A 12532-nucleotide genomic window follows, 5' to 3' on the forward strand; every position below is an offset into this window, starting at 1 on the left:
AGAACCGAATAACACTGTGAGTAAGGACTATCACTTATGCCAATGACAAAAGATCTATCTCACCTACTTCCTCAAGTCATCGAGATTGCCCGCAGTGCTGGGCAAATGATCCTCGAAATATATGAAAAGAAGCAATACGAGGCCTACACCAAAAGTGACGAAACTCCCGTAACAAGTGCAGATATTGCAGCTCACAAGTTCATCACTGAACGCTTGAGTGATCTGACGCCTGACATTCCCGTGTTGTCAGAAGAAGACGCAGACATAAGCTTAGAGCAACGCGCTCAGTGGGAACGTTATTGGTTAGTCGACCCTCTTGATGGTACTCAAGAATTCATCGCTCGCAGTGGTGACTTTGCCACTATTATCGCGTTGGTCGACAACAATCGACCAACCATGGGCGTCGTTTACGGTCCTGTATCTGGCGTGACTTACTACGCTTATAATGGCAAAGGCGCCTGGAAAATTCCCGACATGTCGGACAGCGTCAAAATCCATACACACAAACACGAACAGCCAGAGCAAAGCATCGCAATTGCTATTAGTCGTCGCCAAGACATCAATCGTATTACTAACCGTATGAGCAGCGCCTGGAATTACGACTTAATACCGCTCGGTTCTGCGGCATTGAAAGCATGCCTCGTCGCGGAAGGGGCGGTAGATTGCTATCTCCGACTAGGTCCAACAGGTGAGTGGGACACCGCTGCGACACAATGCATTGTTGAAGAAGCTGGCGGACGTATTCTCAGCACGCAATTAGAACCGCTGTCATATAACGAGCGGGAAACACTAGAAAACCCGAATTTTATTGTTCTTGGTGATGCGGATTTACCTTGGAATGAGATTTTACAACGCAAAGATTAAGCGCCCTATCGGTAAAATTTAGAGCACAAAATTCTAGCAATAGAAAGGCCACGAATATCTTCGTGGCCTTTTCTTTTTGACCTTCTGTACAGCACTTGGAGTATTTGGCCTACTATGTTCCAATTGCCTGTAAAGCTGAACGAAAGAAAACAAATCAATTAAAAATCATGGTTTTAAATTTCCATTCATTCCCAATGTACAGCGAATAGAGGTTTTAGCTTACAATGATCCAAAAGCAAAAAGAGCTGCACAATAGCAGCTCTTTTAAGATATTGGATTTTGTCACGATAGGTTAGAAGCGCCCTTGGTAGTTAAACTCATATTGACCTTGAGCATTCGGCTTACCCAACCATTTCAGTTGCTCCCCCATGCTGGATGGGAACTCTGCACCAGGTTTGAACCACGCTTTGGTTGAGTACCGTTGATTAGGCATCAGTTCAGCGGAAAACGCCGCAGAGACTTGTTTGCTGCTCTGCTCACCAGTTGCCGTCAATACACTATCCTGACAGTTTATATCGGCAATCACAGGACCGAGATCTAAGCTGCCAACGGGGCTTTGAATACCACTGGCATTCCATACTAAAGTGCCTTCACCGTTCTTACACCAAGGCGCAGCATAAGTCGCATGACGAATATTCAGCTCAAGCTGCCCATCAACACCAACAGGCACAGGGAGGCGCGCTTGCTCAACAACTTTTACCGCCGGAATTGAGGCAACTAAGTTTTTGGCATAAGGGCCATCACTTAAGCTATAGCCGACAAAACCGCGCCCACGAACGTCCATTTCACTACCACGACCAAAGCGCACAGCAAACTCAGTTTTACCTGTCAGTAGACTCGACCATTGGAAATCCCAATTAACTTCTCCAAGGTTCTGGCGCTGCCAACGAATACTAGCAGCTTGACCTTGCCATACCGAACCGTTGGCTCCTTGAATGTCCAGGCCTCTCACTGTTGGTGCTTGTTGTAACACCCAAGAGACTGGTAATCCCATTAAAAGACTGACTGAAAAAAAGACGATAAAGATAACAACGTAAAGTACTGCTCGCTTCACCTTAACCTCGCTTAAACTGAAGGCGGTTTACATCGATCATGCCCGCTTGCTCTGTTCGGTCGATATCTAAAAATTCGACTTCAATACCCTGTTGCTCTTTCAAGTAACGTAACCAATCCACTAGTTGATTAAACGCGAGTGGTTTGATCCACACTTGAACGCTCTCATTACGAGGTTGTACGCGAATCAACTCAACTTTATAACGACGAGCTGAAGAAGAAACCAACTGATTCAACGGTTGACTAGAGTAGCTCACACCGCTGCTTTTTCGCAGTGCAGTGATGCCATCCGCTTTATCTTGTACCCAAGCTAGCAACTGTTTTTCGCTTTGAATACGTGACTGAGCTAGCTCCGCACGTTGGCTCATTGGCTGTAATAAACCCCAATAAATAATACCGATAACGGCAATAGCGCCACATCCCATGACCAAACGCTGCTCACGCTGCGAGATGCTGCTCCACCAAACCTGAGCTTGAGAAATTAAGTTTTTCATCATCACCTCACAAACGCTTCAAAACAAAGCTGCCAACCACAACGTTATCGCTACGGTTCAACTGACCTTGCTCAACATTAAACTTCTCTGCCAATTTCACACGAGCCTGCTCAAAAGGTTGGAAGTCTGAACTACGAGCCTGAATACGTACTTCGCCACGTTGTCCGTCGTATTTAAAGCTAGTGATCTCCAAGTCGCTGACCTGACCAAGCGTCGCGGGTAATGCCGCCAACCATGACAACATTGCCTGCTGACCACTTCCACCAGATAAGCGGCGCTCTTCATCATCCATTTGTCGTTTGAGGTAACTAACGGTAGGAATGCGTCGTTTATTTGGGAACACCTGGCGGAAAATACGCTCACTCTCCTCACGATACGCTTGAGCTTGTGCTTCGTACTTGTGGACCACGAGCAACTGCTGCGCAACCATGACGACGATAAGCACCCCCGCAGCAATGGTGGCTTTTTGCCAGAGCTTCCAGTATTTACCCCAAGAAGATTTCGGCTTGAAGATCCCAGTCAGCAAATTGACTTTGCTTTCTGTCACCCCCTTCGCCAGTAAAGCCATCGTCATTTCTTCTGGTTGCGGATCCCATATTTCAGGTAACGCAGATTCCGGGACCGAGCTAAAGCAATCGAGCTTCCAACCTTCATGATTTTGTAGATAAGAAGAGAGGTAAAGGTCTAACCAAGAAGCGTCGACAACCGCGCCCTCTGTCGCAGAGTGACGAATTAGCCATTGCTCGCCAATCATTGCAGCACTGCTGTGATCTCCACGAACCGGTAACGCAAGCACATCGGGTAAAATGCGTTTAATGGCGATACCTTGGCTTGAGAAACGTTGCAGTACAGTCTGAATCCAAGCACGTTCAACTGCGCAAATCTGCGCTTTATCCGCTTGTTTACCCAACACGCTAAAGTGCAGGCCATCAACGTCCTGAGCAACTTCGTCTTCCACTAAGTACGGTAACATAGCCTCGAATTGGCGTGTTGCACCAGGTGGTATATCCACTTGCGTCAGGACTACATCATTACTCGCCAACAGCGCCACAACTTGGCGCTGACCAGCATATGAGACCAATTCATCTAAGTGTTCCCACCCGGCGATTTCACCGCTAGCAATCACTTCCTGTTGATCTGTCGACCACACCACCCAAGGAATGGTACTTTGTTGTTCGCTACTCAGCCGAACGGTCAGAAACTCGCTCACTGATCCCTCCAAAACGACGGCGAACTACGGTCACCGTTTCTCTATTTGTACTTTGCAAAAGGCTTCGGATACGTACACGTGATTCATCCACCAACACTTGTGCATCCAATTCAAAAAAGGCGCTATCCACACCCAAATAGCCTTTGGCGTTTTTCTTTACATCTTCACTTAAGCCAGCCATTTCTGACTCTGCTAAAAATTCATCAATGCTATCCCACCCATCAAATGGGCGTTTTTCAATTAGCTGAATCGCATCACTACTGCTTAAGTTTGGTGAGAACATTGCCACCAAAATCGGAGCTTGCTCAACATCAATCGTATTCACGTTTAAACGCCAGTCATCACTTGGTAATGCACAGACCAGCGGCTCCAATTTTTGGAAAATTTCACCACTCACCTGATAGACAGCCCGTAACTCGGAAGCATCTGCCATCCAACCATTTGATGCTAAATAGGAAGGCTTCATCGCTTCATATGTGCTGTCTTCAACCCCAGTAGTCGAACGGACAGAGTCGTCAGCATCAATGTATTCCCAAGTAGAGTCTGCAATGATTTCTGCTTGATATGGCTCGACATCCAACTCTTCTAATAAGCGCTGCAATACATTCACTAAATATGGTCTTGTAATTTGCTGACCCGTTGGTTGCACACGACTCAATACATTTAGATTAAAGCACGCTTGCTTGTCTCTAATTCGTCCCGCCGCTTGACCATAATCTAACGGATAGACTTGCTCTTTTATCGCCCACGGTTGACTCATATTAATCGTGTCGGTGTCTTTATAACTTTGTTCGATACCCACTTTTGCTAGCGCCTCGACGCCAAGGCTGTACCAGTACGCTTGCTGGTAATTGATTTGATTAGCGCCTCGCTGAAACTGCAAGAACAAACGTTCTGACATACTGGCAGCAACCGTCGCCATAATCGCCAGCAACATCAACACTATAATCAAAGCAACACCGCGCTGACGGTTAACCATTATTGCTGTCTCCTGAACTTTCCTCTTTCTGACTCAATGTGCCATCAGGAGTGAGATAAGTGCGGACAATTTCTCCATAGTCTTTGAGAGTGAGAACAACAGAAACCGCTTTCGGCAGCGCTTTTTCTTCAGCCCACTCTTTTTTCCATTGCTTACCATCATAGAAACGCATATCAAATGACTCGACCTGCGTTAGCAATGGAGTAACAGTACCTTGTTGCCCAACCGGCGTATCAGGATAGCGCCACCATACTCGCTGCAGTGTTTCTTCTTTTAAGCGATAGCCAACCTTGGTTACTTCTCCACGAGGGAACTGCTGCTGAGGGTTGTGCCAACCTAAACGGGCAAACATCAGTCCTTTGGTATCGGAGTCCAACAGGTAATCGGACCAAAAAATTAGCCGGCTAGCAGGCTCTTCACCATTAGTACGTGTTTGACGCATCGCCATTTGACGAAAATCGTTATCCATCATAACCATGGCACGCTGAATTTCGTTTAAGCGTTGGGTTCGTTCTTGTGATAGCGCATTGCTACGCTGTACTTGCGATACCACTTGGTACGCTGCGACACTTAAACTGGCAAAGATGGCAATCGATACCAACACTTCAATAAGTGTAAAACCTTTTACCCTTTGGCGCGTGTTTGCGCGGGGATGATTATTGCGCCACATAGCTTCGTACCGTTAATACAGGGCTCGCGCTTTTCTCTACCGAGACGCTCACATCAAATGCTTTCAGCAATGGCTGCGTCGTGGCGACTGGCGTGACTTTCCAGAACCAAGTGCGTCCTGCCAGCTCTTCTGTGCCGTTTTTCGCTTTGAGTTCTCCGGTATTCAACATCACATTTGCCATCTGATTATCCACAACCATGGCTGCAAACATTTTTTCTTCTAAATAACTGATTGTATTAATATGCTGGCTCACGGAGCGAATGACACTGATGGCAGCGGTGGCGAAAATTGCCAGTGCGACCAATACTTCCAGTAAGGTCATGCCTCTCGTCCGGCGATGACTCAAATTTGGGCGAGCTTGCTTAAAATTGCGCATTCTCATCCTCTTTCACTTCTTCGCCCGGAGCTAATAACAAAATTTGTCCACTTTCTTTGCCAATGACTCGCCAACCGTCATTAAAGGCATCACCATTTTGCGGAAAAAAAGACAGGGTAAATGGCGTGACTTCGGCGCTGGAAAATATAAACACTTGCGGTGGCTCAATTTTCTTTTCGTCTTCTTCTTCTGCGAACATGTCTTCATCAAAAAGAGAACCTGGTTTGAATAAGCGCTCATCATTATCCCAAGCACCACCTCCGAGCTCGAGTTGTAGCGTAATATCTTCTTCTAGCTTGGTTTTGCTCGGAATCTGCTTTAATTTCAGAGGCTGCCAACCTTCTGAGGTTAAACTCAGTAGAGCGTAGGTCGATTTAGCATCATCCACTCGAACGCCAAAATCTTTACCGCTCAGCACCGCTTCTTCATTGAGCAGCTGTAAACGCTGAAAAAAGCTTTGAGCATACTGTTTGGAAAGATCTTTTTGGCTAGTCGGTAACGTCGAGATCACGGCCACAGCCGTAAGAGATAGCAAAACCAGCACCAATAGAATTTCTATCAATGTAAAACCGTTATGTTTTCGCATTTGTTTCATTAGTGCTGGCTTAGGCTCAATTATTGGAAATCTTGCATGTTCCAGTTGCCAATATCTGCAGCTGGACCTTCTCCACCCTCTTGGCCATCTGCGCCTAGAGTGAAGATATCGATTGTACCGTTATCACCTGGGCTTAAGTATTGGTACTGGTTGCCCCAAGGGTCATTAGGAAGACGTTTGATGTAACCACCATCACGGTAGTTGCGTGGCTCTGGGTTAGATGGCTTGCTAACCAATGCTTCTAGACCTTGGTCCGTTGTTGGGTAAACGCTGTTATCCAACTTGTACATATCTAGGGCATTTTCCAGCGCTACGATGTCCGTAATCGCTTTTTGTTGGTCAGCCTTCTCTTTGTTACCCAATAGGTTTGGAACAACGAAACTTGCCAAAATACCCAGGATAACGACAACAACCATCACTTCTAAAAGTGTAAAACCCTGTTGTTTACTACGCTTAAACTTCATTTTTTTCTCCGAAAGTTAGATTAAAGCCATGCCGTTAGTAGACACGTCTTAATTCGAAATTATCCGCTCATCAAGTTATTCATTTCTAGCATTGGCATCAAGGTCGCCATCACAATGAACAACACTAATCCAGCCATTAATGCAATCAGCGCAGGAGTAAACACACCCAGAGCAATATTAACTGTTGATTCAAAGTTTTGATCTTGGTTATCGGCTGCCCGCGTCAACATGCTCTCTAATTCACCACTTTGCTCACCACTGGCGATCATGTGTAGCATCATTGGTGGAAACAAGCGGGTTTGGTCCAACGCCTTACGCAAACTAGCGCCCTCTCGAACGTTATCCGCTGCAAGCAACACTTGCTGCTTCACATAGCGGTTAGACATAACATCTACCGCAACGCGCATACCCTCTAGAATTGGAATCGCACTGGAAGTACAGATCGAAAGCGTTCGTGCGAATCGTGCGGTATTCAAACCTCGAGAGATCTTACCTATTAGCGGTAAGCTCAAGATTTTTCTGTCCCAAGCTAAGCGAAAGTCTGGCTTTTGCAACGCCAGTTTGAGGCCATAGAAAAGCGCCACCAGCACAACGAAAATAATCAGCCCCCAATCTTGCACAAACTCACTGGCTGCCAGTAAAAATTGCGTCGATTGAGGTAACTCTTGGCCCATCTGAATGATGGGTTCAATGATTTTAGGAACCACTGTCGCCAATAAGAACGAAACGATGACAACCGCGAATACCACCAAAACTACAGGATAAATCATGGCTTGAAGCAGTTTGGAACGCATCTTCTGACGGTTTTCGACGTAGTCCGCCAAACGCTCTAATACCGTATCAAGATGGCCTGACTTTTCACCCGCCGCAACCATGGAGCGATAGAGTTCATCAAACACGTGTGGGTAATCAGCAAAACTGTCGGCGAGCGGATAACCCTCGGTTACTTTCGAGCGAACCGCAGCCAGCATAGAACGAATTCTCGGCTTTTCAGCCTGCTCAGAGACCGCACGCAAACACTCTTCCAAAGGCATTCCTGATTGGACTAGCGTAGACAATTGCCGTGTGATGAGTGCCAGCTCAGATGTCGAGATGCCGCGCTTAAAGCTGACTGAACCTGAAGACTTAGCCGATTTAGCTTTCGTCTCGACCACTTCAATCGGGATCATCCCTTGCTCTTTGAGTCGCTGGCGCACTTGTCGGGCGTTGTCCCCTTCTATCGTGCCTTTTTTATGCTTGCCTTTTGCATCTAGCGCTTTGTACTCAAATGCCGCCATTAGGTTTCCTTCGTCACTCGCATCACTTCTTCAAGTGACGTAATACCACGACGTACTTTGCTTAAACCATCACTGCGAATACTTGGCGTATGGGCGCGAACGGCTCTCTCAATTTCTTGTTCACCAGACTCTCGATGAATCAACTCTTGCACTTGCTCATCAACCATAATGAGCTCGTGGATACCTGTTCGACCTCGGTAGCCTTTTTGGTTACACGCTTCACAGCCTTTTGCTCGGTGCAGTTCTAACGGTTCATGCGCTTCCATACCAAACAGTTTTTTCTGTTCCGCATCGGCTTCATACGGCTCTTTACAGCTTGGACAAAGCGTTCGAACTAAGCGCTGCGCTAGCACCCCTAATAACGAAGAAGAAATAAGGAATGGCTCAATACCCATATCACGTAGACGCGTAATCGCACCCACTGCGGTGTTGGTGTGGAGAGTCGACATTACCAAGTGACCCGTTAAGGACGCTTGCACTGCAATTTGTGCGGTTTCTAAGTCACGGATCTCACCGACCATCACCACATCCGGGTCCTGACGCAGAATGGCACGCAAGCCGCGCGCAAACGTCATGTCGACCTTTGGGTTCACCTGAGTTTGACCGATGCCATCAATATCAAATTCGATCGGGTCTTCAACCGTTAGAATGTTGCGCTCGTTGCTATTGATCTCTTGAAGACCGGCATACAAAGTGGTTGATTTACCAGAACCTGTCGGGCCCGTCACCAAGATGATACCGTGAGGGCGACCAATCAAGTGACGGAAGTTGTCATGCACTGAAGGGGTCATGCCCAAACTATGTAAATCAAGACGAGTCGCGTTTTTATCCAACAGACGCATTACCACGCGCTCCCCATGAGAGGACGGCATCGTAGATACACGCACGTCCACCGCACGACCACCGATACGCAACGAAATACGGCCATCTTGAGGCACACGCTTTTCTGCGATATCTAGTTTAGCCATAACCTTCACACGAGAAACTAGCAAAGGCGCAAGCTTACGACTTGGGGTCAGAACTTCACGCAATACGCCATCGACACGGAAACGAATCGAAAGGGTTTTCTCGAACGTCTCAATATGAATATCCGACGCACCTTCTTTGATCGCTTCGCCCAACATGGCGTTGATCAATTTGATGATTGGCGCATCGTCTTCCGATTCTAATAAGTCTTCATCATGCGGCAGTTCTTCAGCCAAAGAGAAGAAATCATCGCTATCAGCACCAATATCTTCCATCAACTGACGCGCTTCAGACGAGTCGCGTTGATATGCTTCAGTCAGCTTTTTATCAAAGGCTTCTTTATCGATAGGTTGCGGTACGAAGCTTTTCTTTAATACACGACGGACTTCAACCAGAGCCGCAGGGTTAAGCGGCTCGACATAGTAAAGAATAGGTGGACGCTCAGGATGCTCTGTCTCCAGCACCAGTTTAAAGCGGTTGGCAAAACTGAATGGCAGACGACGCATACTTGGCGCTGTGTCTAACATATCAACCATTAGTTGTTTTCCATTTGATCAATAAACGCTTGAATCTCTGTTGGGTGCTGACGCTCCTGGCCAAAGGCAGGCATAACCGGGATCTTCTCGTCAGCCATCAACTTCAAACCTTGATCCGCTTTGTAAAGCTGTTCTGCGCGAATAAAGTTGTATTTACGCTGCGTAATACCGTCGGCCGTCACACCATCGCGAATAATCGTCGGCTTGATGAACACCATCAAGTTACGTTTTTCTGTTTGCGTGCTAGTTGACTTGAACAGATGGCCAAGTACCGGAATGTCACCCAATAGCGGCACTTTAGACTCACTTTCAAGTGCGCGTTCATCGACCAAACCACCAAGAACCAACATCTGACCATCTTGGATCATGACAGAGGTGTTTAACTGTCGTTTAGCAAAGCGAACGTCAACCGCACCGTTTGCGCCTAATACGTTGGAAACTTCTTGTTCAATGTTTAACTGTACAGAGTCACCTTCGTTAATTTGTGGCACTACTTTGAGTTTGATACCGACTTCTTTACGGTCAACCGTTTGGAATGGGTTGTCGTTGTTTGAGCCAGCCGTAGAGCCCGTAATAACCGGAACCTCTTCACCCACAATAAATGATGCTTCACCATTATCCATTACAGTGATACTTGGAGAAGATAGAATGTTTGAGTTGGAGTCAGAAGCAACAGCACTAATTAGCGCTGTCCAGTCACCCATGACAATACTCATTGCCGCACCATTTACTCCGCTAAGCGCTGACGCTAGCGTAGAGTAGTCACCTGATTCAGTAACATCATATGGCGTTCGTTCGCCATTAGAGTTGGTATAGTATTCAGTTCGGGTTTGATCTTTTGCTTCTTCTAGACCAACCATCACCTGACCAATCGGGGCTCCTGAGTTACCGTACTGAATTACAGCACCCGTTTCTAATGAACCCCACTGAACACCTAGGTTAATACCATCACCTTCAGACATTTCGACAATTAACGCTTCAATAAGAACCTGAGCACGACGAATATCGAGTTGAGAAATGACGTCTTGTAATGCCATCATAATATCTGGTGGCGCTGTTAAAACTAACGAGTTAGTTGCAGCGTGAGCAGCAATGACGACCTCACCACGCGATGCACCTGATGTTTTCTGACCAGCTTGCTTTTCAGCTTGCAGGTTATCGGAAACACCTTTCAATACATCCACCAAGTCTTCAGCTTTCGCATTTTTCAGGTACACAACTCGGTTGTTACCTTTTGTCGCCATTTCAACATCAAGTTGACGAATCAAACGTTTCAAGCGGGCTCTTACTTTTGGATCACCAGAAATTAAAATCGCGTTAGTACGTTCATCGGCCACAATTTTAGGTTCAAGGAACTCTGGCGTGCTTTTCTGATTCGCACTTTTATTCAGTGCTTCGACAATGCGTACCATTTCAGCAGCAGATGCATTACGCAGCTCCACCAATTCAATTTCTTTATCGCCGGCTTGGTCAACACGCTTGATGATCTCTGCTAAGCGATTCACTACTGCCGCACGACCAGTAATCAAGATAATATTCGCTGGATCATAATGAACCACGTTACCGGCACCGGCGTTATCAATCAGCTGACGAAGTAGAGGAGACAACTCACGGACCGACACATTACGCACCGCGACAACTCGAGTGATAACACTATCGCCTTGCGCGCTACCATCACCTAACACAGGGATTGCTGAGGTTTTTGAGTCTTTTGCTTTGATAACCTTAAGTACCCCATTGTCCATCTCTACGACTGCGTAACCGTATACTTCAAGGACATTAAGGAAAAAGCTGTAATATTGCTCTTCGTTAAGTACGTCATAGCTGCGGACATCGATCTTACCGCGTACTGAAGGATCAACAATGATGGTCTTTTCGAGGTTACGACCCACTATGTTGATGAATTCTTGAATATCAGTGCCTTTAAAGCTCGCACTAAATTCGTTTGCCATTGCACCTGGTACGCAGAGTAAACTTCCTGCTAGTAGCCAAGCACTTTTGCTGAACCAATGTTTCACGTATGTCTCCCTGAACTTACGCCGGTTGCCTAAGTCTTACAATTGGATATAGATATCGTACTGTTGGCCGTCTCGCTCAACAGTTAAATTTAATTCTTGCGGATCGCTCATCACTTGCATCAGTTGTACTGAAGAAGACGGATCACTTAAATCGATCCCGTTCAGTTGAACCGCAATATCACCAGGTTGTAGCCCTACATCATTAAATAATGCGGCATCACGACCAGGTGATACTCGATAACCAACAATGTCTCCGTCTTTTTTGACGGGTGAAATGGTGATGTATTTAAAAACGCTTTGTGGATCTTTCGCAATTTCCTCGCGGATTTGCTCTAATTTCTCTCCAACGTCAGACGTCGCTGCTTCTGCTCGCTGAGCTTGCGCCCTAGCTACCTGCGGCGATTCAGATAGCTTCTTATATTCTATACCTTGCATCATTAAGGTCTCGTCTCGACCTTGGTTATCAATGATGACGCGATCCACCAATACCGCTTTTAGCGTCGCACGTGTCCCTTCGATTTCTTCACCCAAACCGTACGTAGCTTGCTTACCTCGGTTAGCAATAACAGCAAGGCTGGTATTGGCATCACTGCTGGCAACCGCACCGACTAGGGTGAGGTTAAGGCGCGTCTTAGGGGCGTCTTTAACAATAGGCTGTTCTACAACTGCCGCTTTTTGCTCAGTGAATTTACCGAATAGGTTGGCATTCTGAAGGGCATTAAAATCTATCGCGTCGCCTTTATTACTCGCAGTAACGCTACTCGCCGATGGACGCCATTGCGGCACTTCCGACGATTGAGGTATGGCTAACCACACAATTTTGCCAAGTATCCATCCGGTTATCGCAATAAACAGACAGGTAAGCAACAAGCTAAGTTTGGCTTGAATGGTATAATGATTGGACTTGATCTGAGCCAGTAGCGGTCTGCTTGATAATCCTGCACTTAGCTCTAAACGTTTCACTGAATGGATTCCTTTATTCTAACGTCCGTCATTTAAGCTATAACGATAGCTATCGACTTTAAATTGC

General features: G+C 46.5%; 13 protein-coding genes. 1 reads left to right on the plus strand and 12 read right to left on the minus strand.

What is annotated here, in order from left to right; genetic code table 11:
* Positions 1–36: 36 nt before the first annotated feature.
* Entirely contained in the window at positions 37–864 is an 828-nt protein-coding gene (gene cysQ / locus R7P64_RS14325) for a 3'(2'),5'-bisphosphate nucleotidase CysQ (RefSeq protein ID WP_005379308.1), read from the plus strand.
* 292 nt (positions 865–1156) lie between these two features.
* Here cysQ and R7P64_RS14330 read toward each other — a convergent pair whose 3' ends face one another.
* The 12 genes from R7P64_RS14330 to gspC are packed head-to-tail and all read right to left on the minus strand — an operon-like array spanning position 1157 to position 12465.
* Entirely contained in the window at positions 1157–1918 is a 762-nt protein-coding gene (locus R7P64_RS14330; protein WP_258480472.1) for a type II secretion system protein N, read from the minus strand.
* 1 nt (position 1919) lies between these two features.
* Positions 1920–2411 (minus strand): type II secretion system protein M, encoded by a 492-nt coding sequence (locus R7P64_RS14335; protein WP_005383002.1) that lies wholly within the window; start codon positions 2409–2411, stop codon positions 1920–1922.
* A gap of 7 nt (positions 2412–2418) precedes the next feature.
* Positions 2419–3621, minus strand: coding sequence for a type II secretion system protein GspL (gspL, locus tag R7P64_RS14340; protein ID WP_165401605.1), 1203 nt, complete (start codon positions 3619–3621; stop codon positions 2419–2421).
* Positions 3590–4600, minus strand: coding sequence for a type II secretion system minor pseudopilin GspK (gene gspK / locus R7P64_RS14345; protein WP_005379302.1), 1011 nt, complete (start codon positions 4598–4600; stop codon positions 3590–3592). The genes gspL and gspK overlap by 32 nt, the downstream gene beginning before the upstream one ends.
* Positions 4593–5270 (minus strand): type II secretion system minor pseudopilin GspJ, encoded by a 678-nt coding sequence (gspJ, locus tag R7P64_RS14350; protein ID WP_005382998.1) that lies wholly within the window; start codon positions 5268–5270, stop codon positions 4593–4595. Before gspJ ends, gspK begins: the two co-directional genes overlap by 8 nt.
* The gene (gene gspI / locus R7P64_RS14355) at positions 5257–5646 is read right to left on the minus strand and encodes a type II secretion system minor pseudopilin GspI (protein ID WP_005379300.1); all 390 of its coding nucleotides are present in this window, start codon (positions 5644–5646) and stop codon (positions 5257–5259) included. Before gspI ends, gspJ begins: the two co-directional genes overlap by 14 nt.
* Complete coding sequence (locus R7P64_RS14360) at positions 5633–6232, minus strand: prepilin-type N-terminal cleavage/methylation domain-containing protein (protein WP_017635010.1); 600 nt, start codon at positions 6230–6232, stop codon at positions 5633–5635. Before R7P64_RS14360 ends, gspI begins: the two co-directional genes overlap by 14 nt.
* A gap of 29 nt (positions 6233–6261) precedes the next feature.
* Positions 6262–6705, minus strand: coding sequence for a type II secretion system major pseudopilin GspG (gene gspG, locus R7P64_RS14365; protein WP_005379298.1), 444 nt, complete (start codon positions 6703–6705; stop codon positions 6262–6264).
* Positions 6706–6764: 59 nt separating this feature from the next.
* Positions 6765–7982, minus strand: a complete 1218-nt coding sequence (gene gspF, locus R7P64_RS14370) for a type II secretion system inner membrane protein GspF (RefSeq protein ID WP_005382993.1) — start codon at positions 7980–7982, stop codon at positions 6765–6767.
* Positions 7982–9484, minus strand: a complete 1503-nt coding sequence (gspE, locus tag R7P64_RS14375) for a type II secretion system ATPase GspE (protein WP_005379296.1) — start codon at positions 9482–9484, stop codon at positions 7982–7984. Before gspE ends, gspF begins: the two co-directional genes overlap by 1 nt.
* Positions 9484–11502, minus strand: coding sequence for a type II secretion system secretin GspD (gene gspD / locus R7P64_RS14380; protein ID WP_005379295.1), 2019 nt, complete (start codon positions 11500–11502; stop codon positions 9484–9486). The genes gspE and gspD overlap by 1 nt, the downstream gene beginning before the upstream one ends.
* Before the next feature lie 36 nt (positions 11503–11538).
* Positions 11539–12465, minus strand: coding sequence for a type II secretion system protein GspC (gene gspC, locus R7P64_RS14385; protein WP_115385654.1), 927 nt, complete (start codon positions 12463–12465; stop codon positions 11539–11541).
* Between the last annotated feature and the right edge of the window lie 67 nt (positions 12466–12532).

The sequence above is a fragment of the Vibrio sp. 2304 genome, assembly GCF_033339475.1.
GTDB lineage: Bacteria > Pseudomonadota > Gammaproteobacteria > Enterobacterales > Vibrionaceae > Vibrio > Vibrio alginolyticus.

What these genes read in the sequence shown, in the direction of transcription:
- cysQ (WP_005379308.1), top strand. Translation starts at nt 37, where the DNA reads ATGCCAATGACAAAAGATCTATCTCACCTACTTCCTCAAGTCATCGAG.
- R7P64_RS14335 (WP_005383002.1), bottom strand. Translation starts at nt 2,411, where the DNA reads ATGAAAAACTTAATTTCTCAAGCTCAGGTTTGGTGGAGCAGCATCTCG.
- gspK (WP_005379302.1), bottom strand. Translation starts at nt 4,600, where the DNA reads ATGGTTAACCGTCAGCGCGGTGTTGCTTTGATTATAGTGTTGATGTTG.
- gspJ (WP_005382998.1), bottom strand. Translation starts at nt 5,270, where the DNA reads ATGTGGCGCAATAATCATCCCCGCGCAAACACGCGCCAAAGGGTAAAA.
- gspI (WP_005379300.1), bottom strand. Translation starts at nt 5,646, where the DNA reads ATGCGCAATTTTAAGCAAGCTCGCCCAAATTTGAGTCATCGCCGGACG.
- R7P64_RS14360 (WP_017635010.1), bottom strand. Translation starts at nt 6,232, where the DNA reads ATGCGAAAACATAACGGTTTTACATTGATAGAAATTCTATTGGTGCTG.
- gspG (WP_005379298.1), bottom strand. Translation starts at nt 6,705, where the DNA reads ATGAAGTTTAAGCGTAGTAAACAACAGGGTTTTACACTTTTAGAAGTG.
- gspF (WP_005382993.1), bottom strand. Translation starts at nt 7,982, where the DNA reads ATGGCGGCATTTGAGTACAAAGCGCTAGATGCAAAAGGCAAGCATAAA.
- gspE (WP_005379296.1), bottom strand. Translation starts at nt 9,484, where the DNA reads ATGGTTGATATGTTAGACACAGCGCCAAGTATGCGTCGTCTGCCATTC.